At 53.3% G+C, this 25,564-nt stretch carries 19 protein-coding genes; 15 read left to right on the top strand and 4 right to left on the bottom strand.

The window, feature by feature from the left end; genetic code table 11:
- Positions 1–2: 2 nt before the first annotated feature.
- The 8 genes from MKX42_RS21655 (at position 3) to MKX42_RS21620 (ending at position 9,150) form a co-directional block, all read left to right on the top strand.
- Positions 3–1,589, top strand: coding sequence for a response regulator (locus tag MKX42_RS21655; protein ID WP_340754496.1), 1,587 nt, complete (start codon positions 3–5; stop codon positions 1,587–1,589).
- Positions 1,590–1,735: 146 nt separating this feature from the next.
- The gene (locus MKX42_RS21650; protein WP_340750981.1) at positions 1,736–2,053 is read left to right on the top strand and encodes a transposase; all 318 of its coding nucleotides are present in this window, start codon (positions 1,736–1,738) and stop codon (positions 2,051–2,053) included.
- An 11-nt stretch (positions 2,054–2,064) separates the two neighbouring features.
- A complete protein-coding gene (locus MKX42_RS21645) occupies positions 2,065–2,928 on the top strand; it encodes an IS3 family transposase (RefSeq protein ID WP_339311273.1) in 864 nt (287 codons plus the stop codon).
- 482 nt (positions 2,929–3,410) lie between these two features.
- Positions 3,411–4,727, top strand: a complete 1,317-nt coding sequence (locus tag MKX42_RS21640; protein ID WP_340754494.1) for an ABC transporter substrate-binding protein — start codon at positions 3,411–3,413, stop codon at positions 4,725–4,727.
- 63 nt (positions 4,728–4,790) lie between these two features.
- The gene (locus tag MKX42_RS21635; protein ID WP_340754493.1) at positions 4,791–5,702 is read left to right on the top strand and encodes a carbohydrate ABC transporter permease; all 912 of its coding nucleotides are present in this window, start codon (positions 4,791–4,793) and stop codon (positions 5,700–5,702) included.
- An 11-nt stretch (positions 5,703–5,713) separates the two neighbouring features.
- Positions 5,714–6,544 (top strand): carbohydrate ABC transporter permease, encoded by an 831-nt coding sequence (locus tag MKX42_RS21630; protein ID WP_340754491.1) that lies wholly within the window; start codon positions 5,714–5,716, stop codon positions 6,542–6,544.
- Between the two features lie 100 nt (positions 6,545–6,644).
- The gene (locus MKX42_RS21625) at positions 6,645–7,952 is read left to right on the top strand and encodes an ABC transporter substrate-binding protein (RefSeq protein ID WP_340754489.1); all 1,308 of its coding nucleotides are present in this window, start codon (positions 6,645–6,647) and stop codon (positions 7,950–7,952) included.
- 79 nt (positions 7,953–8,031) lie between these two features.
- Complete coding sequence (locus MKX42_RS21620) at positions 8,032–9,150, top strand: GNAT family N-acetyltransferase (RefSeq protein ID WP_340754487.1); 1,119 nt, start codon at positions 8,032–8,034, stop codon at positions 9,148–9,150.
- 92 nt (positions 9,151–9,242) lie between these two features.
- Here the strand turns inward: MKX42_RS21620 and MKX42_RS21615 are convergent, their stop codons facing one another.
- Both MKX42_RS21615 and MKX42_RS21610 read right to left on the bottom strand, forming a co-directional pair.
- Positions 9,243–10,850 carry a response regulator transcription factor gene (locus MKX42_RS21615; protein WP_340754485.1) on the bottom strand — a complete coding sequence of 536 codons (1,608 nt, stop codon included), beginning with the start codon at positions 10,848–10,850 and terminating at the stop codon, positions 9,243–9,245.
- Positions 10,840–12,639 carry a sensor histidine kinase gene (locus tag MKX42_RS21610; protein WP_340754483.1) on the bottom strand — a complete coding sequence of 600 codons (1,800 nt, stop codon included), beginning with the start codon at positions 12,637–12,639 and terminating at the stop codon, positions 10,840–10,842. Before MKX42_RS21610 ends, MKX42_RS21615 begins: the two co-directional genes overlap by 11 nt.
- Positions 12,640–12,889: 250 nt before the next feature.
- Between MKX42_RS21610 and MKX42_RS21605 the strand changes: the two genes are divergently transcribed.
- From MKX42_RS21605 to uidA, 4 genes are read left to right on the top strand one after another with little or no spacing between them, the layout of a single operon-like run.
- Positions 12,890–13,774 carry a carbohydrate ABC transporter permease gene (locus MKX42_RS21605; protein WP_081751333.1) on the top strand — a complete coding sequence of 295 codons (885 nt, stop codon included), beginning with the start codon at positions 12,890–12,892 and terminating at the stop codon, positions 13,772–13,774.
- 11 nt (positions 13,775–13,785) lie between these two features.
- On the top strand, positions 13,786–14,616 hold the full coding sequence (locus MKX42_RS21600) for a carbohydrate ABC transporter permease (RefSeq protein WP_340754481.1): 831 nt from the start codon (positions 13,786–13,788) through the stop codon (positions 14,614–14,616).
- Positions 14,617–14,643: 27 nt separating this feature from the next.
- Entirely contained in the window at positions 14,644–15,993 is a 1,350-nt protein-coding gene (locus MKX42_RS21595; protein ID WP_340754479.1) for an ABC transporter substrate-binding protein, read from the top strand.
- A 36-nt stretch (positions 15,994–16,029) separates the two neighbouring features.
- Positions 16,030–17,826, top strand: a complete 1,797-nt coding sequence (uidA, locus tag MKX42_RS21590; RefSeq protein ID WP_340754477.1) for a beta-glucuronidase — start codon at positions 16,030–16,032, stop codon at positions 17,824–17,826.
- Between the two features lie 486 nt (positions 17,827–18,312).
- Here the strand turns inward: uidA and MKX42_RS21585 are convergent, their stop codons facing one another.
- A complete protein-coding gene (locus tag MKX42_RS21585; protein WP_340754476.1) occupies positions 18,313–19,158 on the bottom strand; it encodes an AraC family transcriptional regulator in 846 nt (281 codons plus the stop codon).
- 149 nt (positions 19,159–19,307) lie between these two features.
- Here MKX42_RS21585 and MKX42_RS21580 point away from each other — a divergent pair, with 149 nt between their 5' ends.
- Positions 19,308–21,284 carry a hypothetical protein gene (locus tag MKX42_RS21580; protein ID WP_340754475.1) on the top strand — a complete coding sequence of 659 codons (1,977 nt, stop codon included), beginning with the start codon at positions 19,308–19,310 and terminating at the stop codon, positions 21,282–21,284.
- Positions 21,285–21,439: 155 nt separating this feature from the next.
- On the opposite strand, the gene MKX42_RS21575 is transcribed toward MKX42_RS21580, so the two are convergent.
- Entirely contained in the window at positions 21,440–22,297 is an 858-nt protein-coding gene (locus MKX42_RS21575; protein ID WP_340754474.1) for an AraC family transcriptional regulator, read from the bottom strand.
- 248 nt (positions 22,298–22,545) lie between these two features.
- On the opposite strand from MKX42_RS21575, the gene MKX42_RS21570 reads away from it, so the two are divergent.
- Together MKX42_RS21570 and MKX42_RS21565 are read left to right on the top strand one after the other, a co-directional pair.
- Positions 22,546–23,898 carry a glucuronoxylanase gene (locus MKX42_RS21570; protein ID WP_340754473.1) on the top strand — a complete coding sequence of 451 codons (1,353 nt, stop codon included), beginning with the start codon at positions 22,546–22,548 and terminating at the stop codon, positions 23,896–23,898.
- Between the two features lie 108 nt (positions 23,899–24,006).
- On the top strand, positions 24,007–25,557 hold the full coding sequence (locus MKX42_RS21565) for a response regulator transcription factor (RefSeq protein WP_340754471.1): 1,551 nt from the start codon (positions 24,007–24,009) through the stop codon (positions 25,555–25,557).
- The last annotated feature ends 7 nt before the right edge of the window (positions 25,558–25,564 follow it).

Genomic DNA, 25,564 nt, shown 5'->3' with positions numbered 1-25,564 from the left:
GTATGCTGGGTGTGCTTATCGTGGATGACGAGCTGCTAATGCGTATCGGCCTGAAATCGATTATTCAATGGGAAAATGAAGGATTTACGATTCTGGGGGAGGCCGCAAACGGGCGCGAAGCACTGGAACTGGCAGGGACGCACCAGCCGGATCTGATTATTACGGATATCAAAATGCCGGTGATGGACGGTCTGGAGCTGATCCGGGAGGCCCGGCGGCTGGACATCGGCGGGCAATTCGTCATTCTTAGCTGTCTGGAGGAATTCCAGTATGCCCAGGAGGCGCTCAGGCTCGGGGCGGCGGACTATCTGATCAAGAGCGATATGAAGCCGCACGAGCTGGTGCATGTGCTGGAGACGGTTAAGAAGCGGGCGGTCCGCCTCTCCGCAGGCAGCTCCTCCGTAATGCCGCCCGGCTCCTACAAGGAGAGCATCGGGTATTTGAAGGAAACGCTCTTTAAGGAGCTGATCAGCGGCTTCAAGGCCGCCGGGGATGTGCGGGTTAACCGCGAATCTCTGCGCATCCGCCTGGCGGATGAGCCGATGGTGCTCCTGAAGCTGCGGATTAACCATTTTGAACAGCATAGACGCAAGTATGTGGAGCAGGATGAGAAGCTGCTGCGTTATTCAGTCACCAATATTCTTGAAGAAATTCTTCCGCGCAAGCGGGCGAAGGAGATCATTGTGATGAACTCTGCGGAATATGTGCTGCTGCTGGACCTCGGGCCGGAGGGGCGGATTGTCCGCGCGGAGATTGAACGAGCGGCCGCCAAGATTCAGGCGGCTATGAAGGATTTCCTGAAGCTGACGCTGTCTATCGGCGTCAGCGGTCCGGCTCCCGGCTTTGGCGGCCTGAAGCAGGCCTATCAGGAGGCGGACATGGCGCTTGACGAGCTGTTCTTCGCCAGCGGGAGCGGCCTGTCCTTCTATGATAAGGCCAGGAGCCGTCAGAGAAGGGGGGAGCGGCTGTTCATCGACAAGCCTTGCATGCGGAAGTTCAGGCAGGATACCGAGAGCGGAAGCGAAGGGGCGCTTGCCTTCCTGAACAGCCTGAAGGATACTATGCTGCTGGAGGGCTGCACGAAGCAGGCGGCGCGTTCGACCTACATACGGATGCTTGGCGCGATTCTGTCCTGCTTCCCGGCGCTTCCCGAGCCGAATGAAGCCGGGCTTACGGTGTACGAGAGCATTCTCCATGAAGAGAGTCTGGAGGGGCTGCACCAGACCGTCGCTAGTTATCTGGAGCAGTGCAGGGCGCAGATGTCGGAAGGCGAATCCTCCCGGAGCTATGCAGAGCAAGCGAGCGAACTCATCATGCAGCTGTATGCGGAGGATATCTCCCTGCAATCCGTGGCGGACCGGATCAACGTGAACGCCTCCTATCTCAGCAGGGTATTCAAGCAGGAGACCGGCGAGAACTTCGTCAGCTTCCTGACCCGGCTGCGCATGGAGAAGGCCAAGAGCCTGCTCAGGGACAGGAACATCAAGGTCTATGAGGTTGCTGAGCGTGTGGGTTATCCGAACACCGCGTACTTCAGCAAGCTGTTCAAGAAGCTGAGCGGGATGAGTCCGGAGGAATACCGGGGCTAGAACAGTATCAGATTAACGGACCTGAGAGACCCTATTCCCAGCAAAACGCCACCTTTTGCGGATTAACGGACTCAGTGGGATTAGAATTGAAAGTAGACGACAGTTAACGGACGGAGGGATAATAAGGGCAACGGAGGTGCATCCCTATGGGAGAAAAACGACAACGGTACAACGAAGAATATAAGAAGCAAACGGTAAAGTTCATTCAAGAGCAGACGAAGAGCATAGGGGACATCGCGCAAGAGCTGGACATTCCGAAAAGTACGCTGCACCAGTGGATGGGGAAATACCGGGAGCTAAAGAATGAACCGGTAGCCAGTATGGATCGGGTACGGGAACTCGAAGCCGAGCTCCAAGAGATGCGCCGTCAGCTCCAAGAGAAAGACAGTCGACTTGCCGATACAGAGGAAGAATTGGCAATCGTAAAAAAAGCAGTGCACATCTTCAGCAAACCAAGGAATTAAGATTCCAGTTTATGAAGGACCATCGCTCCGCATTTCGCTTGGAGAAGATGTGCAGTACCCTACAGGTATCCAGGAGCGGATATTACAAGTGGCTGAACGCCAAAGCCAGTGTGCAAGCCCTCCGCAAGGCTGCTGTTATGGAGCGAATCCGGTACCATTTTGACGACCATCAAAAACGGTATGGAAGTCCGAAGATCACCCGCCTGCTGCATCAGGAAGGCTATACGGTCACGGAACGCACAGTGAGTGTGTACATGCGAGAAATGAAGCTCCGCTCTATTGTATCTAAGCCATACCGAGTGCAGACGACCGATTCCAAGCATAATAATCCCATTGCACCAAACACACTGAACCAAGAGTTTAAGGTGCTTAAGCCCAATACCGTATGGGTCACCGACATCACGTATATCCCTTGTCGTGGAGGTCGCTTATACCTAGCTAGCGTCATGGATCTATGCACGCGAGAAATTGTAGGGTGGCGGCTGTATAACCATATGGAGACGAGCCTGGTCTTAGACGCGCTGCAGGCGGCGTACACGGCGAAGCGACCCGGCGAGGGCCTACTGCACCACTCTGACCGAGGGTCTCAATATACCTCAAAAGAATATGTCGACCAACTAAAGACATACCACATGAAATCCAGCATGAGCCGTAAAGGAAACTGTTACGATAACGCCTGCATTGAGTCTTGGCACAGTATTTTAAAGAAAGAGCTCATCTACTGTAATCCGCGCTTCAAAAACCCGGAACAGGCATATGATGCTATTTTCCAATACATTGAGTTCTATTACAATCGCAAGCGAATGCACAGCTCACTGGGGTATCTTTCCCCCGCCCGCTTTGCTAAGCAATTCACTAAAAAATCCGTTGCGTAACAGTCTACTTTCTTGACAGAAGTCCACAGTAGCCCTTATCGTCTCTCTACGAGAGGTTTAGGAGTAGAGATTCCAAGAATAAGCACCATGAGGTCCGTTACTTGCCCAAGTGGTGACGTTAAACCAGAATAAGCGCGCCTCAGTCCGGTACGCCGGGCAATACGCCTTAAATGGACAACTCCCGTCTTCATCTGGGAAGGGCACCTGAAGGGGGGCCCCACTCCTGTAGTCATTCAGGCAGGATAGTGCCCCATCCAACAGTATAAATCTGCCGCTGTACTAGAATGGCAATTGTCAAAAAAAGAACAGAGTCTGTAAAAGAAGTGCATCCGCTGCGGGTGCACTTTTTGCCGCTTCCGGGGATTGGTCAAAAAAAGGAAATGTTCCGTAAAAAACAGCCATTTCGATACCTGCCCCCTTCACCTACTATTGGAGGTGCAGCAGATGCAGCACATCCTAAATGGAAGTTGGGGGTAATTCTAGTGAAGAAAAAAAGCTTAGCAACCGTATTGTCCATCCTGCTTGCAGCGGCCACCTTGACCGCTTGCGGCAGTGGCAACGGCAACGGCAACAGCAGTACATCGGCTTCACCACCCGCAGAGGCAACGGATGCCGCAGCGGCCACCCAGGCGGCAAGCGGAGAGAAGGTCCAGCTGACCTACGCGATCTGGGATTCCAATCAGGAGAAGGGTCTGCGGACCATTGCCGATGAATTCGAGAGCAAGAACCCGGACATCAAGGTCGATATCGAGGTGACCGGCTGGTCCGATTATTGGACGATGCTGGAAGCGGGAGCCACCGGCGGCTCGCTGCCGGATGTCTTCTGGATGCATTCCAATGAGATCTACCGCTATGCGAATAACGGCATGCTGCTTGATCTTACGGACCGCATCGGCAAGAGCACTGACGTCAAGCTGGACAATTACCCCGAAGGGCTGAACCAGATTTACAATCTGAACGGCAAGCAGTACGCGGTACCGAAGGATTTCGACACCATCGGGCTGTGGTACAACAAGACGCTGTTTGACCAGGCGGGTGTGAAATACCCGGATGAGAACTGGACCTGGGATGATCTGCACAGCGCAGCGAAAGCGCTCACGAAGGACGGGGTATACGGCTTCCTTGCGCCGATGCACAACCAGGAGGGGTATTACAACTTCGTCTATCAGAACGGCGGCACCATTATTACAGCGGACAAGAAGTCAGGCTATGACGATCCGAAGACGATCGAAGCGCTGGATTTCTATATAAGCTTCGTACGTGACGGACTATCCCCTGAGGTGTACGGAGATGCCGAGCGGGCTGATCTGCTGAAGAACGGCAAGGCGGCAATGGGCCTGTTCGGCTCGTGGAACCTGAGCGGCTTCACAGAGAACGAGTTCATGGCGAAGAATTTCGATGTGGCTGTGCTACCGAAGAAGGAGAAGCAGGCCTCGATCTATAACGGCCTTGGCAATGCCATTGATGCCAAGACGAAGCATCCCGAGGAAGCGTGGAAGTTCGTGGAGTACTTAAGCTCGAAGAGCGGCCAGGAGCGCCAGGCGGAGCTGGGCGTTGCCATCTCGGCGTACAAAGGTGCAGCTGACAAGTGGGTGGATTCGAACAAGACCTTCAACATCAAGGCATTCGTCGATATGGTGGATTATGGTGTAATCCGTCCATATTCCAATACAACGGCTGTCTGGGAAGACAAGGCTTATGAAGCGCTGAAGCCGGCGTTCTCCGGCAAGGTTACCGTGGAGGAAGCAGCCCGTAATGCAGCCAAAGTGATGAATGAGAGTCTGGCGGAAGAGAAATAAGCAAGAGTCATATACCTGCGGCAGCCTCAGGGCTGCCGCAAGTTTGATAGGAGAGGAACGCAGATGAATCATACCGTCAAGAGGAAAATTGGAGCGAAAACCTGGAATGAATGGTCCTGGGGCTGGTTCCTGATCGCGCCAACGATGATCGGCCTTATGGTCCTCAACTTCATTCCAATAGTACAGACCGCTTACCTTAGCTTCTTCAAGAGCGGAGATTTCGGCAGAGGCAATATCTACATCGGATGGGAGAATTACCGCAAGCTGATTCATGATCCCCAGGTATGGCATGCTGTCGGTAATACACTGCTCTACACCTTGCTGGTCGTGCCTGTCAGCATTGCCATCGCCATGCTGGTGGCCGTGCTGCTGAACGGCAAGCTCGCGGGCCGCTCGCTGTACCGCACGATCTATTTCATCCCGATGGTCGCCGCTCCTGCGGCAGTCACCATGGTATGGCGCTGGATGTATAACCAGCACTACGGCCTCATTAATTTCGGGCTATCCAAGCTGGGCCTTCCAGCCGTCAACTGGACGACGGACCCGGGGGTAGCGATCTTATCCATCGCGGTGATCGGAATCTGGAGTGTCATCGGCTATAATATGGTGCTGCTGCTCGCTGGTCTGCAGGAGATCCCGAAGGACTACTACGAGGCCTCGGATATCGACGGAGCCAGCCGGGTGCGCCAATTTTTCGTGATCACCCTGCCGCTTGTAACGCCAACCCTGTTCTTTGTTGTGGTGACCACGATTATCCAGGCCATGCAAGTGTTCGATGTCATCTATATGATGATCGATGTGAGTAACCCGGCCTATGACCATACAGTATCACTTGTGTATCTCTTCTATAATAACTCGTTCAAGTATTCGAATAAGGGCTATGGCTCAGCAATTGTAATGGTGTTGCTCGCGCTGATCATGATCATCACCTTCTTCCAGATGAGAGCGCAAAAAAAATGGGTCAACTACATGTAGGAGGCGGCACGATGGCCAAACATAAACACTTTAACCGTATCTTAGCCCACCTTGTGCTGCTCCTGGGAGCAGCCGCGATGATTCTGCCGTTCGTCTGGATGGTGCTGACCTCGTTCAAGTCGGTTACGGAGTCCACTTCGATGAATCCGTTTATCTTTTTCCCCAAGACCTGGCGGGTGGAGAATTACCTGGAGGTATGGCGGCAGAATAACTTCCTGATCCTGTACTGGAATACGTTTGCGATGATGGCTCTAAGGGTGCTGTGCGCGGTGATGTTCAGCGCGATGGCGGCGTATGCTTTTGCCAGACTAAGATTTCCGGGGCGTGACTTCTGCTTCAGTCTGGTGTTGTTCCAGATGATGGTGCCGACCCAGATCTTCATCATCCCGCAATATCTGATGGTCGATGCGCTGGGGATGCGCAATACGATCTTTGCCTTGCTGTTTCCAGGGCTGGTCAGTGCCTTCGGCACCTTCTTATTGAGACAATTCTTCATGGGCCTACCTAAGGAGCTGGAGGAGGCGGCGAAGATCGACGGCTGCAATATCGGCCAGACCTTTGCCAGAATTATGCTCCCGCTGGTCCGCTCCGGTCTGGTGGCCCTCGGGATATTCACGGCCCTCTTCTCCTTCAAGGACCTGATGTGGCCGATGATCGTCAACACAAGCTCGGACGCGGCGACCCTCTCTTCGGCCCTGGCTAAGATTCAAAGCGCCTTCGCCGTGGACTACCCGGAGCTGATGGCGGCTTCCGTGCTGGCGATTTGGCCGATGCTGCTCATCTACATCCTGTTCCAGCGGCAATTTATCGAAGGGATTGCAACTTCGGGGGGCAAGCTCTGATTGTCCGTTGACTGCAATCTATTGGATCGGTCAGAATATAACGATAGGGCAAGAACGTTACAGAAGCGAACGGAGAATAGATTAAGGAAGGGGAAGCGTCATGAAGAAGTGGAGACCCGGTATCGGAGTCAGCATTGTTCTGCTGCTGTTCACGATTGGCGGCTGTGATACCCGGAGCAGTACAGACGCTTCCCTGCTGTCCGGCGGAGGCGGAGCGGCAGACATCCGTGAACCCGTCATCCTCCGGTACTCCAGCTATCTGCTGGATACGGCGCAAGCAGGCAAAGTGTATTTTGATGCGATTGCCGAATTCGAGAAGCTGTATCCCCATATCCAGATCGATGCAGATTTCATCCAGAACAATAATTATACGGCGGGGATTAAGATCAGGCTGCTTGGCGGTGAGAAGGTGGATGTATTCGATACGTGGTCGCCCAGCCTGTTCGAGGAATTCCGCGCTCTGCGGAGCGATATGTACCTGGACCTGACCGGAGCGGATTTTCTCAAGGAATTCTACCCGAACTCCCTGCTGCCGGTTACGGTGGGCGGCCGGGTATACGGAGCGCCGGAGGTCATGCACAGTGACGGGCTGCTCTACAACAAAACCTTGTTCGACTCTCTCGGGCTGGAGGTTCCGCGCACCTGGGACGAGTTCCTTGCGCTCTGCGTGAAGCTGAAGCAGGAAGGGCTTATTCCGGTGGCAATGGATGCGGAGTGGTCCACAGCCCAGTTCTTCTGGGGGTCTATCATGTCGGATAACGGGGCGGATGCCGCCTGGACGAAGAAGCTGGAGAGCGGGGAGATCCGGACCCATGATCCGGTGTTCGTGGATGCCATCCAGAAGCACCGGGAGATTATCGACCGGGGGTTCGTGCCGCCGAACTGGAAGAGCCTGAAGCATGAGCAGGCCAAGGATCTGGTCGGCACAGGGCAGGCGGCCATGATTATTACCGGAACCTGGGACATCCCCAGCATCAAGGAGCGGAATCCGGCTCAGGATATCCGGTTCATGATGGTGCCGGGCAGTGTGCGGACGGTGCCGAACATCAATGTCGGCACGTACCGGGTGATCAGCTCGCGGACGGAGCATCCCGAGGAGGCCAAGCAGTTCGTGGCGTTCATGAACGGCAGGGCTACGCAGGAGAAGCTGGCCGCAGGCGCTTTGGCCGTGCCTTCGGTCATCTCGGCCCCGACGGACCGGAGCGATTCGGTCTCGTCCATTGCCGCTGCGGTAACGCGCGAGGACGCCACGCTCTATTGGCCGCATACGGTATCGACCGAGTCGCTCCAGGTGAAGATTCTGGAGGGCGTCAACCAGTATCTTGCCGGACAGCCCATGGAGACCGCACTGGCCAATATCCAGCAGGCGATTGATGAGGCTGCGGCTAAGCGGCGGAAATCAGAGTGACCTGAGCAGGAGATGGGAGATGCCTCTAGAATATAGTCAGGGAGGCAGTTGAATATATAGACTGAGAGGATAGGACACAATGGTTAAATACAGAATGGCAGCTCCGCACGAACGCGAGGAATACATAGACTTGGCCAACCTTGCCTTCCGCTTTGATTTTGAAATTCTGATGCCCAAGGCGTATGACAAGAGCGTAGATTCATCAGCGATGCATAAGGTTGCTGTGGATGAGCAAGGCAGGCTGCGCGCGCTGGTGGCTGTTTTTCCAGAGTCTCTGACGGTATGTGATCATACGCTGCGCACCGGCTACTTGGGTACGGTATCCGTTCATCCGCGTTCGCGCGGCGAAGGGCATATGAAAGCGCTGATGAACCTGTGGCTTGAAGAGCTGCGCGGTACATGTGATATGGTTGTATTATATGGACAGCGGCAGAGATATGAGTATTTCGGCTTCACGCTTGGCGGTGTCATGCTCAAGTATATCGTGACAGAGGCCAATGTGCGCCACAGCTTAAGAGGGTTGGATAACACCGGGATCTCCTTCCATCCGCTGTTTGAGGTTGAAGGAGGAGCAGAATTTGCGCATAACATGAACACCTCGCGGCTTGCTTATGTTGAACGCAGCTTAGAGCAATTGCCGCTGATTTTCGGTACACTCTGTCAAAAGGCACTCGGCATTCTGGATCAGGGTAAGCTGATCGGTTATCTGGTTGTCAACGAAGCGGGCGATGATATAGCTGAATTCGCAGTGGAGAATCCGGACGATATTCTGCGGACAATTAAGGCTTACATGGCTTACAGCAGAGCCGGGCGAATAACGTTGCACGCGCCGGAATATGACATCCCGCTGAATAAGGCTCTTGGCGGCATTGCGGAAGACTTTGTGACCGAGAACTCGGATATGTATCATATTCTGGATTTCGCCAACATCCTGAAGGCTTACCTCACGCTGAAGTACAAGACCACAGGCATTATCCCGGGAGAATTCTCCGCAGTCATGGACGGACAGCCGGTGACGGCGCGGGTGGACGGAGAGGGCGTGAGCGTCGAGCGGTCTGCCATGCCGGATGCAGTTGTCCTCAGCAAGCAGCAGGCTCAGACGCTTCTGCTTACCCAGCATGGCCGATATATGGCAGTGGATGCACCTGTAGGCTGGTTCCCGCTGCCTCTGTTCTGGTACAAGATTGATAAATACTGAGTATCATACTTCACGATAATTCTAAATAAGACAATGGACAAGCCGGGAGCGGACCCTTAGAGTCTGCCTCCGGCTTATTGTTATACACCAGTCTAGAAGGACTTGCGGAATTCCGCCGGAGTCATGCCGGAGAAGTTACGGAACAGCTTGATGAAGTAGCTGACGTTGTCATAACCCAGTTGCTCCGCGATCTCCACGATGGTCAGATTCGTCTGATTCAGGAGATCGCGGGCCTGTTCCATTTTCACCCTGGTCACGTACTCGATGAAGGTCAGCCCGGTCTCCAGACGGAATAACCGGCTGAAATGGGTGGGGTTCAGGCCCAGACGCTTCGCCATCTCCTCCATGCCAACCTTCTCGCTGATATGATTCATTACATACCGTTTGGCTTCGGCTATTTCTTTGCGGACATTCTGCTTCCACATGGAGCTTAGCATGAGTATTTTATCCTTCAGGAAGTCCTCCAGCCATTCCATGAGCTGCTCCAGCGTTTCGAATTCCTGGATTGAGCGCTGGAGCCGCTCACTGTTGAAGTTGTTGACGAAGTTCTGCATGACTACATATTTCAATTCCAGCTCCATCACCATCTTGAGCAGCCAGCTCTTCACACTCTCCACCGGATACTTCTGGTCCCCGATATACTGCTTGATCTCCCTGACCTTGGCCGCAAGCTGCGGGCTGTCCTCCTGCTGAATGCAGTCCCTTAGCTGCTGGAGGATCTCCGAATAATGCACGAACAGGTCCTCGCCGCTGGTCTGGACAGGCGCATACTTCATAACCGCTCCCTCGGCAGTATAGAAGCGCAGGGCATGGGAATCCAGCAGCGCCTGAATCTGCTTCTTAATGTCGATCAGACTTGGAGTAGCCTCCCCGTAAAAGAAGGAAATCCCCATCCGCAGATGCAGCTTCGCCATTCTCTGGACATGCCGGAAGTTATCACGGAACTCCTCATAAAGATTGCGGACGAGGATATGCGGCAAAGGAATGAACAGGATGAACTGCCGTTCCGTCAGCGAGAACTGGATAATGCCGTCTATCTCCAGGAATTCCTGCAGCACATTATCCATCACGAACTGCAGGTTCACCACTCCGCCGAACCGCCGTTCCAGCTCATAGGAGCGCTCCGGGACGGCCAGTACGGGCAGATACGGGGTGCCTTGGTGCAGGCTGATGCCCATCGCTTCGGCTTGTCCGAACCACTCGGCTTCATCCCAGACCGGCTGCTCCACGAACATGCGGATGAATCGGGTCCGGATGGCGGCATGGTTCTGGCTGACCAGCTTCTCCATCTGGAGATAGTGGTTACGGGATTTCAGCTTCACCTCCAGCCGGGCCACCGCCTCCGTCAATACGGCAATCACCTGATCGATCTGCAGACTCTCCTTCAATATATATTCGGCCACATTCAGTTTCACAGCCTTCTGGGCATATTCGAATTCCCCGTGGCAGGACAGGATGATCGTCTGCAGCTGGGGGTTCACCTCCCGCGCCTTCTGGATTAGCTCCAGTCCATTCATCGCCGGCATGCCGATATCCGTAAGCAGAATATCCGGCTGATGCAGCTGGCAGGCTTCCCAGGCCTGTCTGCCGTCCGAGCAGCAAGCCGCCAGTTCAAGGCCGAGGGTGTCCCAGGGAATCGAAGTGCTTAAATACTCCAACACCGGATAATGATCGTCTGCCAGTACTACTTTATAGGTCATGGTTATCTGCTCCTATCCGCTTCACGGGCATGATTAACTGTACGGTGGTGCGCCCCCCGTGAATGCTCTCAATGTTCATCTCGAAGCGCTCCCCGTAGATTAGCTTGAGCCGCTGGTAGACGTTGATTAATCCGATGCCGTGAGCGGACTCTGCCACTGGCGTCCCGTCAGCACTCAGGGCGCCTATCTCCGCATCCTTCTGCCTGATGTGCTGAAGCAGGGCTGCGAGCGTATGCTCCTCCATTCCCGTGCCGTTATCCTCGATGGTAATGGTCAGCCTGGACTGAACGAGTCGGATGGTGATGACGACCCGCCCTCCGCCCTGCAAGAACCCGTGCTTGTAAGCATTCTCAATAATGGGCTGCAGGATGAACCGCGGCACCGTCTCCAGCAGCAGCTCTTTGTCCACATGCACTGCATATTCCGTAGGATATCTCATCGTGAACCGCATTAACTCCATATACTGCTTCGTGAAATCAAGCTCACTGGCAATGGAGACGAATTCCTCCCGGCTGGAGAAGCTGGCCCGCAGCATAGCGGAGAGGGAGCCGACGATCGCAGCATTCTCCTCATCCTGCTTCATCAGCAGCTTCAGCCGGATCGAACTAAGCACATTGAATAGAAAATGCGGGTTAATCTGGGCCTGCAGCATCGCAATCTCCGCCTGGCGCTTGAGTTCCTGCTCCGTCTCCACCTGCCTGAGCATCAGCTGCACCCGGTCCAGCATGTTATCGAAGGAGTGCCCGAGGCTGCCGATCTCATCGGTTCCCCGGATGCCCGAGCGAACCATGAGATCCCCGTCCTCCACCCGGCGGGCCGCCTTACCCAGGACAAGCACAGGCTTGGTGAATCTCCGCAGCAGAACCGTCAGCGCGAACAAGAAGCTGACCGCAAATATCGTCTGAATAATCAGGCCGGTCCGGTTAATCCCGTTCAACCTTTCCGTTAGCTGCTCATAGGGAGCGACACTGATGAGTCTCCATCTGGCAAACTTCAGCGGCAGCGAGAGGAGGAGCTGATTCTCCCCCTTGAACTTGACGATGTCAGGGAAGACCAGCTCATCTACAGGCAGCAGATGGTCAAAGCTTGTGCCTATCAGCTCCTGGTTCCGGTTCGACAGAATGTTCTCCTCTTCGTCCAGCAGATACACATCCTCTTCCAGTGAAGCAAACCGCTCACGGATCGAAGCCTCGCTGCGGCTGACAATCAGGTAAGCGTAGGGAGCGGCAGTCGTTTCTTCTCTTAAGGCACGCGCTGTCATGAAGATATACGGCTGCTCAGCCTGCAGGGAGGTCAGGTAATTGTCTTCTGCTCCCATAAATAAGGTGTCATACGGCGGGAGCTGCTCCAGAGTGGAGAACCAGCGCCGTTTCAGAAATTGCCGGGGATCATAATCATAGAAGGAATAATCGGAATAGGCATGTCCTTCCTTGTCCAGCAGGGTGATCCGCAGATCGATGGTGTCTCCGGCCACCTGCTCCAGGCGGCTGGTCAGGGTCCGCGCAGCTACGGGATTGGTCTTGGCATCCTCCAGCAGGGTCTTGATCTCCGGATCGAAATGGACGAAGTTCGACACCGACACCATTTCTTCGAAGATGACATCAATCTGCGACTGGACAATTCTCAGGGACTGCGTGGATTTCTCCAAGGAGTGCTCCCGGATAATCAGCTTGGAATAGACGTTGGTAATATAGAGCATTCCCAGTGCCGGAATCACGAGGCAGGCGATGGAGGTAAGGATTAGCTTTTGCCGGAAGGAGAGCTGACTGAGCCTGTGCTTTTCTTTCATTAATATCCCTCCAGTAGTAGACCTTCACAGACTTATGGTACTTGATTCTGCGGTTCGGCTCATCCAATAAATTTTTCAATTTAGAAAAAATAATGCTATACAAAGTTTTCACCACAGATAAATTCGTTGCATGTGCAATAAAATTTGCCCTTCTATAATAAAGCTACAAACATAAAAAGAGGTGGATAAAGTGGAGGTTATTACTGAAGAGGGGACGGCAAAACGGTCCGGCAGCCCCGGGATAAGCAAGATGCGCAAGCAATCCTTTTACGACAATATTGCAGGGTATTTATTCATTGCCCCCATGCTCATTCTGACCGTAACGCTGGTAATTATTCCGATTCTACTATCCGGTGTAATCAGCTTCTCGAACTGGAACTTTGTATCCGGGCTGGACGGTTTTCAATTTGTCGGTCTGGATAACTACACCCGGCTGGTGCAGGACGAGTCCTTTCACCGCTCGCTCTACAACAACCTGATCATGATTGCCGTCGTTCCGGTAGCGATGTTCCTGGCGCTGGTGCTGGCGGTGCTGATCAACAAGGCAACGTATTTCAAAACCTTTTTCAAAGTAATCTACTTCATGCCCTTCATCTCGAGCTTCGTGGCCATCGCCCTGCTCTGGAGAGTACTCTATCACCCGAACAATGGTCCGATCAACGGTTTTCTCAGATCTATAGGGTTCGAGCATCCGCCCATGTGGCTGGCTGATCCCAAGTTCGCCCTGATCTCGGTCATGATTATTATGGTGTGGACTTCACTAGGCTTCAATATGGTCATCTATCTGGCGGGCCTTCAGAATATCTCACGGGATTTGTATGAAGCCGCCGATGTGGACGGGGCCTCACCGCTCAGACAATTCTTCAGAATTACACTGCCGATGCTGTCGCCTACGTCCTTCTTCCTGCTTATCACAGGAGTTGTCGGGTCCTTTAAGGTCTTCGATCTGATTATGGTGTTAACCGGCGGCGGCCCGGCAGGCTCAACCTCAGTCATTGTCTACTATCTGTACGAGGTGGCGTTCGTCAATCTGGAGTCGGGCTATGCTTCTGCGATGGGCATTATTCTGCTGATACTCATCCTGCTGGTGACCTTGTTTCAATGGGTCGGACAAAAGAAATGGGTCAACTACTAGGAGGTATACACATGCGATCGATCAAGCTTAACCGTGTTATTGTCACCGTCTTCATGGCGGTTGCGGGCATCCTGTTCATCATGCCGTTCTTATGGATGCTCTCCGCCTCCTTCAAGCCCGAGCTGGATGTCATGAAATATCCGATAGAATGGATTCCATCGAAATGGAATGCGGTGGAGAACTACAAGCAGGTATGGGCGGGAGCCGTGCCGTTCACACTCTATTACTGGAACACGACGAAGGTTACCCTGATGTCTACAGCGCTGTCGCTGATTATTTCTGCTATGGCGGCTTACGGCTTCTCCAAAATCAAGTTCAAAGGGCGGGACATTCTCTTCCTGGTTGTCCTGGCCACCTTCATGATTCCGACGCAGGCCATTCTGGTTCCGCAGTTCATCATGTACCGCTGGCTTGGATTGTTCGACAGCCATTTCGGGCTGGTGCTGCTTGCCGCCTCCGGCGTGCTGGGAACCTTCCTGCTGAGACAGTTCTTCCTGGGAATCCATGATGAAATTATTGAATCGGCGCGGATTGATGCAGCGGGCCACTGGACGATCTTCATGCGGATTGCCATGCCACTGGTGCAGCCAGCCCTTGCTACCTATATGATTCTCCGCTTTATCTGGACCTGGAATGATTACCAGAATCCGCTGATCTTCCTTCGTTCCGATTCATTGTTTACCCTGCAGCTGGGCATCCGGAAATTCGCTGATTTCAGCGGCGAGTTCTACTCCTTAATGATGGCAGGTGCCGTATCCGCCATTCTGCCATTGTTAATTATTTTCATGATCGGCCAGAAGCAGGTGATTGAGGGAGTTGCGATGGGCAGTGTCAAAGGCTAGACTAATTACATTACAGGGGGCCAAATCATGTCAAAAGTAAAACGCAATCTATTCATCGCTGTACCGCTGTTATCCCTGCTGGTATCCGGTTGCGGAGGGGCCGGCAATGCAGAGAAGGAGCCGGCGGCAACGGGTGCCGGAACAGATGCAGAACAAGCGGTAACCATTAAGCTGAGCAACTGGTATGCCCAAAAAATGGACAACTGGGATATCGTCATTGCCGAGTTCGAGAAGCAGCATCCGAACATCAAGGTGGAATTCGCCTCTGCGGAGGACAACAACTCCAACGAGTATTATAAGAAGCTGGACCTTGCGGTGGCCGGCGGCGATGATCTGGATATCCTCATGTTCAGTAACATGACCTTCCTGTCCCAGCGTGCAGGCCTGGGGATGATTGAGCCGCTGGATGATTATCTGGCCAAGGACAGCATTAATTTCAAGGACGAATATACATCCGATACCAGTATTGACGGCAAGGTCTATGGACTGCCCGGCAAGTCCTCCCAGGGTCTGGTTATTATTAATGAGAATCATCTGAAGGAGGCGGGACTTGAGCTGCCTAAGGACTGGACCTGGGATCAGTACATGGATTACGCCAAGGCGATGACGAAGAAAACGGGCGATAAAACCCGGTACGGAACCTACTTCCACAGCTGGATTCAATATGGCTACGTGGTGCAGAACTTCGGCCAGCCGGTGAATGCCAATCTGACTACCGATGACGGAAAGACCGCCAATATCGACAATCCGTTCATGCGCAAGTCGCTTGAGCTGCGGCTTCGGGGAGAAGCGGAAGGCTCCGCAACCCCGTATTCCGAGGTGGTCAGCCAGAAGCTGAACTACAGACCGCAATATTTCAACCAGGACACCAGTATGCTTGTTACGGGGACCTTCCTGATCCCGGAGACTGGTGGAACGGATACCATTCCAGCTACCTTCAAGACCGTGTTCGCTCCGCTGCCTAAGATGAAAGCGGAAGATCCAATGTCATCGAACGTGAGCGGGGATGTCCTGAGCATCTACAGCAAGTCCAAGCATAAAGACGAAGCCTACACCTTCATCCGCTGGTTCTCCACTGAAGGGATTGTACTGCAAGGGAAGAATATCCCGTCCTGGAAAAAAGCGAATCTGAATGATGTGGTGGACCGGATCATTGCAGGCAGCAAGACCCCGGAAATGATCGACAAAGCTTCCTTGCTCTATGTTCTGGAGAATACCAAATCTACTACTGCAGCTACGGCAGTGCCTTATCACGCTGAGCTGGAGAAGGTGCTGCTGGAGGAGTTCGACAAAATGCTGCTGTCCGGTCAAAGTATTGATGATACGATTCAGCATGCTCAAACCAAGATTCAGAAGATTATTGATTCCAAATCCTAAGAAGCAGATATCACAGATTAGATAGGAGTGCTGCCCGTGCTATATCCAATAATGACGGAAACCCGCAGTCTGTATGATCTGGGCGGGGTATGGAATTTCAAGCTGGACGATGGCTCCGGCTGGGACGAGAGCTGGCAGGCATCGAAGCTCACAGATACGATCCCAATGGCGGTGCCCTCGGCTTACAATGATCTTGGCGTAAGCCCGGAGATTCGTAATCATGTCGGCTGGGTGTGGTACGAGCGGGAGCTGACGCTCCCGGCGAACATCCTGAATGAACGGCTGGTGCTGCGCTTCGGCTCGGCGACCCATAAGGCGAAGGTATTTATCAATGGAAGCTTGGTGATGGAGCATGCCGGCGGCTTCCTTCCCTTCGAGGGCGTGATTAATGACTATATCCGGCCTGGAACGAACCGGCTGACGGTGGCTGTTCATAATGTCGTGGATTACACCACATTGCCTGTTGGCCTGTACACGGAGACCGAAGGGCCGGACGGGAAGCTTAGGGTGAAGAACCAGCCGAACTTTGATTTCTTCAACTTTGCCGGATTGCAGCGGCCGGTGCGGATCTACTCTACGCCGCGAACCTTCGTGGAGGACGTCACTTTAGTCACTTCTTACGAGGGCGAAAACGGAACCGTCCGATATAGTACTGATATTACCGGCGAAGCCGATATCCGGGTTACGGTACTAGATGAAGAGGGGAAGGCGGTCTGCTCAGGGACGGAGCCGTCCGGTGTAATGGATATTCCATCTGTCAGACTATGGCAGCCGCTGAACGCCTACTTGTACACCCTGAGAATCGAACTGCTGCAATCAGGGCAATTGGTTGATGTCTATGAGCTGCCGTTCGGCGTGCGGACGGTCGAAGTGAGGGACGGACAGTTCCTGATCAATGGCGAGCCGTTCTACTTCAAGGGCTACGGCAGACATGAGGATACCCCGTTCCATGGACGGGGCCTGGATGAAGCGGCGAACATTATGGATTTCAATCTGATGAAATGGTCCGGGGCCAACTCCTTCCGCACGGCGCATTATCCGTATGCCGAGGAAGTGATGCGTCTGGCCGACCGTGAAGGCTTCGTCGTGATCAATGAGACCCCGGCGGTAGGCTTGGATCTTAATTTCCTGGTGATGTTCTCAGGAGGTTCGAAGAAGGATACCTGGGCAGAGGTCCAGACCTTCGGGCATCACCAGCAGGTGATCCGGGAGCTGATTAACCGGGATAAGAACCATGCCTGTGTTGTGATGTGGAATGTTGCTAATGAACCGGCATCTTATGAGGACGGAGCGTACGAATACTTCAAGCCGCTGATTGAGCAGCTGCGGGAAGAAGACCCGCAGCACCGTCCGGTGACCCTGGTGACGCATATTGAGGCATCCCCGGCGAACGATAGAATCTCTGAGCTGATCGATGTGCTTGCCTTCAACCGTTACTACGGCTGGTATGTGGACGGGGGAGATCTGGAGTCAGCGAAGGTCAAGCTGCGGATGGAGCTGGAAGCTTGGAGCCGGCGGTGCCCCGGCAAGCCGATGATGATGACCGAATATGGAACCGATACCGTGGCCGGACTGCATGATGTGGAGCCGATCATGTTCACAGAGGAGTATCAGGTGGCGTTCTACAAGGCTAACCACGAGGTCTTTGACGAGTTCCAGGAGTTTGTGGGCGAGCAGGTATGGAATTTTGCCGACTTTGCCACCAGCCAGGGTATCATCCGGGTGCAGGGGAACAAGAAAGGCATCTTCACCCGTGACCGCAAGCCCAAGGCGGCAGCGCACGAGCTGCGCCGGAGATGGACGAAGATCCCGGATTTTGGGTATAAGAAGTAGATTGAGTTTAAGTTGCAATGTAAGTTTGCAAGCCTTCAAGATTGCAAGCCTCGAAGCCTCGAAGCTTGCAAGTCTCCAACCCTTCAAGCCTCCCGTTATGGGAGGCTTTTTTTATACAATAACCACTGGCTTGGCTGGGAGCCTTATGTGATTCGTAGCAAGAGGGAAGGGCGGATATAGTTGGAAAAAAGGCACTTAATTTTGCCGAAATCGAGGGTTGAGAGCAAGCAGTTGGAAAAAGTACACTTAATTCCTGGAATCCGATGGATTTAGCAGAAGTCGGGCTGAGCAAGCTGCATTTTTCCAACTAATTAGTTTACGTACCCCTTTACCGCCAAATTAGATGTACAATTTCCACTTGTATAAGTCCGCCGCGCTCTCAACTGTATGCAACACTCCTCGCAATCTGTAAATCCCCAGCCCTAATGATCCAGTCCCGCCTTCCGCATACACCGCTCCCGCCCGCTCCACTTCCCGCGAGACGTTCTACAGTTCCTGCTTGGCATATCTGCCCGGGGATACTCCGGCCACCTTGGTGAAGCTGCGGATGAAATTGGCATAATCGCTGAAGCCGGATTGATAACATGCCTCGGTAAGGCTAAGCCCGTCGCGGAGGTAAGCCTTGGCTAACGAAATCCTGCGGTCCAGGATATAGGAACGGAGCGTTAAGCCTGTGTGTTGTTTGAACTGGCGGCTAATATAGGTGCTGTTCAAATGAAAGGTGCTGCTAAGCTGTTCAAGCGTGAGGGTCTGGCCCAGATGGGCATCAATATACTCCATGGTCCTGCGGACCAGCTCCGGCATGATATCTGCAGGAACGATGCTTGATCTATGAAACACGGTGTTGGTCAGCACCAATAATTGAGCAAGCATGCTATTGGCGAGGATATCTGCCCCATACGCATCCGATGAGAGGACCTCCTCCAGATCGCCGGTCAACCGGAGAACCTGCTGAAGCTCGGCTTCCTCCAGATGCACGATGTTGCCCTTACCCTTCGGGCGGTAGTCGAAGCACCAGGATAGAGGGGTAGCCGGAGTAGACAGGCGGTGCAGATAAGATTTTTGGAGATTGATCGTAATCCGTTCATATTCCGATTCATCCTGGCTGAAGGAACGATGCATTTCTTCCGGGTTCAGCACAAGCAGATCTCCGCGCTGCAGGTGGTAGCAACTGTTCTCAATATAGAACTTGACGTTGCCGCGCAGAAATAAGTACAGCTCATACGCTTCATGGCGGTGATAGAAGGTTCCCATATTATAGGTGGTTGTCCTGTGCAGGTAGAGGTAATCTTTATGGATAGGGTCATAGCGAAGCTCAAATGGCTCGTTCATGGGTAACCTCCGGATCATTTCGCGCAATAATAACAGCGGAACCTGCAATGATTCTTCTCTGGAACTACTTTAAAATGACATTATCCTAGCATTTAGGAATATGATTTGCAACCCTTTTATCGTATTACAACAGACTGGAGGACAGGATAGTGGAACTGATCATAACGGCAAGAAGCAAGGCTCAGGAAGATCCTGAATATACCGGACTTAACGGGCATGGACTACATGCATCCGTTGAGATAACAGACGGGACAGGCAGTGCTCGGCACCCCTTTCAGGCTCATGTACAGATCACGAATCTGAACAGCACGCCTTGGTCAGGCGTCATTCATGTGGAGTTGCCGTTCGCCAAGGCTGATCCGCGCTTTTTTCTTCCCGCATTTATGTATGGCCGCAACCGGGGAGAAGCTCCGCAGAATGTCCCGAACGAATTTCCGAGATTAAGGGAGGGGCAGCCCTTGCGTCCTTCTTCCCCCTGGTGGATGGTCAGAAGCGACCGGTTATCGCATCCGGCGGCGCTGGTATATGACAACGGCAAGGTATGGGGACTGTGTGCCAGCCCTTACTTTGTACACCAAGATGGGGTGAAGTCCCAGTGGAGGCCCGGGCATGAAGGGGAGTTCTACCAGTATGGCGGCTTCACCTGTTCGCTTGCCAAGGGAACGGTAGGCTATACGCTGGGGTATGAGAATGCTCCGCTTCTGTTCATCAAATCGCGTCTTGTCAAGGAACGGGCACCGCTGGAGGAGAACTGCTTTGAACTGGCGGCCTCAGAGTCAGTAGCGTTCATGCTGGATTTGTATGACTACAAGGCTGAGTCTGAGTTGGGCATTAATGCTGCGCTGGAAGACATCTATTTCCGCTATTATCAGCCCCCAAGACCCGGCAGCGGGATCAGGAGCGCTGCGGCCGATCTGTCGAAGGCCATCTATCAATATGCGTGGCTGCCTGAGGACCGGAGTTACACAACTTTTGTCTATGAGGACAAGGAGACAGGCGGATACCGGTACAATAAAATCATCTCCACCAGCTGGACAAACGGTCTAACTGTAGCCACTCCTATGCTGATGGCTGCGCTGCGGCTGGGAGATGAGCCTATGCGCGGGCAGGCCCTCTCCTGCATTGAGAATATCATCGCGAACTCCCTGAACCCGGCTTCAGGTCTCCCTTACGAGGCCTATCAGGACGGGGAATGGAGCATTCACGGCTGGTGGTTTGACGGGATGCGCACGCCCGGACATTCCGCTTATCTATGCGGACAGGCCTTGTTCTATATTATGAAGGCCTATGAATACGAGAAACGGCTCAAGCATGTCGTTCACGAGGAGTGGGTGGACTTCGTGCGGAAGATTCTCCCCGTACTGGAACGAAGCCGGAATTCGGACGGTGAATACCCTACGATTCTCTCCGAGCGAACCGGTGCCGGGCTTGAATATGATTCCTTCGGCGGGACCTGGATCATGGCTGCCATAGCCTACTATAGCTGGTTAACCGGAAACCGGTCGCATCTGGACAGCCTGAAGCGCAGCGAGCGGCATTATTATGAGACCTATGTGAAACGGATGGAATGTTATGGGGGGCCGCTTGATGCGGATAAGGCGGTAGATTCTGAAGGGATTCTGGCGTACATCAGAGCGGTCAGATATCTGCACGCCCTCACTGGGGATGAGCTGTATCTGGATCATATGAGAGATGCGCTTGCTTACGAGTTCACCTTCAAATTTGTTTACAATTCACCAGTTCAGGTGCCGCCGCTAAGCACGGTGGGGTGGTCGAGCTGCGGGGGAAGCGTGACTTCCGTCGCCAATCCGCATATTCATCCTATGTCGAGCAGCGTGGTAGATGAGCTGTATTATTATGTGAAGCGGTGTGAAGATCCGTATGTGAAGCAGCGGATGCTGGATACCGTCGGCTGGGGCTGTCAGACCTACAACCGGTATGACCGGGAGTTCGATCACGGCCTGACGGGCTGGATGTCCGAGAGATTCTGCCATTCCGAGGGGCTGGTAACCGAGACCTACAGTGACGGTTCACCGGCCAGCACCTGGTTCTGCCTGATGCCTTGGGCCAGCAGCAGTATTATTGAAGGTCTGGTTGGCGAGTACTGGGAGGAGGACAGCGAGTAGCGCTATTAATTCTCAATGCTGATATTCTGCCAAAAATATGGGGCTGTCCCAAAAGCGACAGCACCCTAACGATACAGTATCACACATTACGACGAACGTAAGGTGAAAAGACAGCTATAATTAACGTTACCTTGTTCAAAAGAATGCCCGGGCACTCAGGACAGCATACTGGCCCGGTATCTGCCCGGGGACATCCCGGCTACCTTGGTGAAGCTGCGGATGAAGTTGGCGTAATCGCTGAAGCCGGACAGCTCACAGGCGGCCGCGACGCTCTTGCCGGAGGTAAGGTGGCTCATGGCCAGAGAGACACGCTTGCCCACAATATAGGAGCGGACGGTAAGTCCCGTGTGCTCTTTGAACAGCTGGCTGATATATTTGCCGCTGTAATGAAATTCCTGCTCCAGCTGGGCGGAGTAAATAGGTTCGAGCAAATGCTCCTCGATGTAAGCCATCGTCTTGCGGACCAGTTCCGGCATGAGATTATGCGGCAGGGCGGCGGAAGACTGCTGCAGAGTGTTGATGAATACAAGCAGCCGGGTGGCATAGGAATCGGCCAGCAGATCCTGTCCGTACTCCTCGGAGTGCAGGCTATGGATCAATTGGTCCGCCAGTCTGGAATAGAGGGCGCACTGGTCGCGGGAGAGCCGGATCAGCGTGTTCAGCCCCGAGGGGAAGTCGTTGAAGCAGGCCATCAGGTTCGTGCGGCTGCTGGACAGCCGCCGCAGGGCGGATCTTCTCAGGTTCAGCCCGATCCGTTCATAGGTCTGGTTGTCGGTACAGACACAGCGGTGCATCTCACCTGGACGGATCAGAATCAGATCGCCGGGGGAGAGCTTATAGCAGGACTGCTCCACATACATATAGGTATTGCCTCTCAGGAACAGGTAGATTTCGTAGGCATCGTGCCGGTGGTAAGGCTGAGCCGGGCTGAGCTGCTCCGTGGTGGTTGATTTGTGGAAGCAGATTATTTCTTCGGGGATCGGGGAGAACACATACTGGGCAAGCTGCTCCATGGCATCCATTCCTCTAATTGGATATATAAGGATTATTGGTATCCGCGCAATATAGTATCGCTGATATGCAACGACGATATAGCAACTATTTAATATAATACAGGAATAGGAAGCGCTTGCAAGTGTTGCAAGGAAAAAGGACAAGCCTGTACAGGGTACAGCTGCCGCTTCAGTAGACAGGGGGTGCGACCAGAGGCAGGATTCGGCAGGAATGTTGTGCAGAAATCATATAATAAGGAGATGAAGCAATGAGATCAACGTTTAAAAAATCACTATGTACCTTGCTGGCAACGGTAACTATGTTGTCTATGCTGGTGGTGCCACCGCCACCCAAAGTTTCAGCAGCCAGCGATGTGACGGTCAATCTGTCCGCCCAGAAGCAGGTGATCCGCGGATTCGGGGGCATCAACCATCCGGTCTGGATCGGCGATCTGACAGCGGCACAGCGGGAGACCGCCTTCGGCAACGGGGCAAACCAGCTGGGATTATCCATTCTGAGAATCTCTGTGGACGATAACAAGAACAACTGGTCTAAGGAGCTGGACACGGCCAAGGCGGCCGTTGCCAAGGGAGCCATCGTCTTCGCTTCACCCTGGAATCCTCCTGCAAGTATGACGGAGACCTTCAACCACAATGGGAATACCTCAGCCAAGCGGCTCAGATATGACAAGTATGGTGCATACGCCCAGCATCTGAATGATTTCGTGACGTACATGAAGAATAACGGGGTTAACCTGTATGCAATCTCAGTGCAGAATGAACCGGACTATGCTGAGACCTGGACCTGGTGGACGCCTGCCGAAATGCTGAACTTTATGAAGAATTATGCCGGTGCGATTAACTGCAGGGTCATTGCTCCCGAGTCCTTTCAATATCTGAAGAATATGTCCGACCCGATTTTGAATGATTCCCAGGCACTGGCCAATATGGACATTCTGGGGGCGCATTTGTATGGAACACAGGTGAACAACTTTGCCTATCCGCTTTTCAAGCAGAAAGGCGCAGGCAAAGAGCTGTGGATGACCGAGGTCTATTACCCGAACAGCAATAACAACTCGGCCAACCTGTGGCCGGAAGCGCTGGAAGTAGCGTACCATATGCACAATGCGCTGGTGGAAGGGGATTTCCAGGCTTATGTATGGTGGTATATCCGCCGTCAATACAGCCCGATGAATGAAGACGGCAGTATCAGCAAGCGCGGGGACAGCATGGCCCAGTTCTCCAAGTTCGTCCGCCCGGGTTATGTAAGAGTGGACGCCACGAAGAACCCGAATACCAATGTCTATGTCTCGGCTTACAAGGGCAGTAACAAGGCAGTTATTGTCGCTATTAATAAAAGCACTTCGGCGGTCAGCCAGCGGTTCGTCCTGCAGAACGGCACAGCCTCCAGCTTTGCTTCGTGGATTACCGACGCCAACCGGAAGGTGGCTGCCGGCGCTAACATTAATGTGTCGAACGGCGCTTTCACCGCCCAACTGCCTGCGCTTAGTGTAACTACCTTCGTAGCCACACTCGGAAGCAGCAAAAGCTCAGTAACGGATACTACTTATGAGGCCGACACCGAAGTCGAAGCCGACACTACCTTAATCGTTACAGAATAGAAACCATTCACTCCAGTTTCAATAGGCAACCCTATCCTGGCCTGTAAACAGCAGCTTGTACAGTGCGTTTACGGGCCGGGATTTTTTTGGAAAATAAGGAGGGGTATCATGTTCAAAGTGTTGCTGGTAGACGATGAGGTGTATGTTCGCAAAGGGCTCCTGGAAATCATTCCTTGGGAAGCGTTGAAATTCAGCGTTGTGGGAGAGGCCAATAATGGCGCTGAAGCGCTGGAGATGATTGAACAACTGGAGCCTGACCTCGTGATTACGGATATCCGTATGCCCACTCTGGATGGGCTGGATCTGATCCGCAGTGTGTATACACAGGCTGGACTGCCTCTGATATTCATCATAATCAGCGGTTTCAACGATTTCAAGTATGCGCAGCAGGCCTTGCGCTACGGGGTTCATGATTACATCTTGAAGCCCATCGATGAAGAGGAGATGACCGCTGCGCTCCGGAAGCTGTCGTATGCCATGGGCCGGAAGCGGATTGCCGCGCTGACCAATGATGATCTAACGACAAGTGCAATTATGGAAGCACTGGTGCAAGAGAGCCTCCAGCCGGAGGAGGCCGAACCTTATGCAGCAGCCTTGGGGCTGGAGGGTAAACACGGATTTCTCTACACGGTGACCGAGCTTCATATGGACCCGCAGGAGAGGCCGGTCACCCTGAAGCAATTCCAGGAGGTGCTTCATTCTATTGAAGCGGGAGGAGCCGGCATTCCCGTCCTTGAGCAGCAGCCGGGGGTGTTCGGAATGCTGCTCTGCCTGGACCGGATCGAAAGCGGCGGACTTGCGCTTCATCTGAAGCGGCTGCGCACAGCTCTAATAGAACGGCTACATACAGAGCTGAGCCTGTATGCGGGTGATCCGGTGGACATGCTGGCCCATGTCCACCGCTCTTATTCGGAGGCTAACGAAGCAGCAAGGCACAAATATGCCGAGAATACTGGAGTCATTACATATGCACAGATTAGGGAGAAAGCACTGTACGTGTTTGATATGAGTCCGGTACTGGCAAGCAAGCTGATCCTGGAGCTGGAGGAGGGCAACATGACAGACTATCAGCAGACGGTGAACAACATGTTCACCTTATTCCAGGAACAGCGCTTCACCCCGCAAGCCGTGACCGGCTCGCTCGCCCGGTGTATGACGGGCATTCTTGGCGTGATTACAGCGATGGACGGCAACGAGGCGGAAATCCTCCGGCTTAAGGGACTGGCAGAACAGGGTCATGGGCAGTGGAGTCTGCCGATGCTGCAGGAGCATTTCCTGCAGGCCATACAAGAAGCGGCGGAATATATGGTGCGGCTCCGCAGAGAGAATAGCCTGGGGGGGATCAAGCCGATCAAGCAATACATAGACACTCATTACCACGAGAATATCAGCCTTAAGAGTATAGCGGCCATGTTTTATATGAATGCAGTTTATTTGGGGCGTCTATTCCGCAAGACCTACGGCGTCTATTTCAATGAATATCTCCTGGAGCTTAGAGTGCATGAAGCCAAGAAGCTGCTGCGGCAGAGCGATTTGAGAATGTATGAGATTGCAGGCAGGGTCGGTTTTCAGAATGCCGATTATTTCGTAACCCAATTTGAAAAGCTGGAACAGCTGACGCCGTCTGAATACCGGAATATGCTGATCGGCAAAGAATAAGGGGGGC

The organism is Paenibacillus sp. FSL R7-0204 (assembly GCF_038002225.1).
In the GTDB taxonomy this organism is placed as follows: domain Bacteria; phylum Bacillota; class Bacilli; order Paenibacillales; family Paenibacillaceae; genus Paenibacillus_AQ.
The sequence above is the reverse complement of the archived record's forward strand: the minus strand, read 5'-3'. Positions and strand labels throughout refer to the sequence as shown.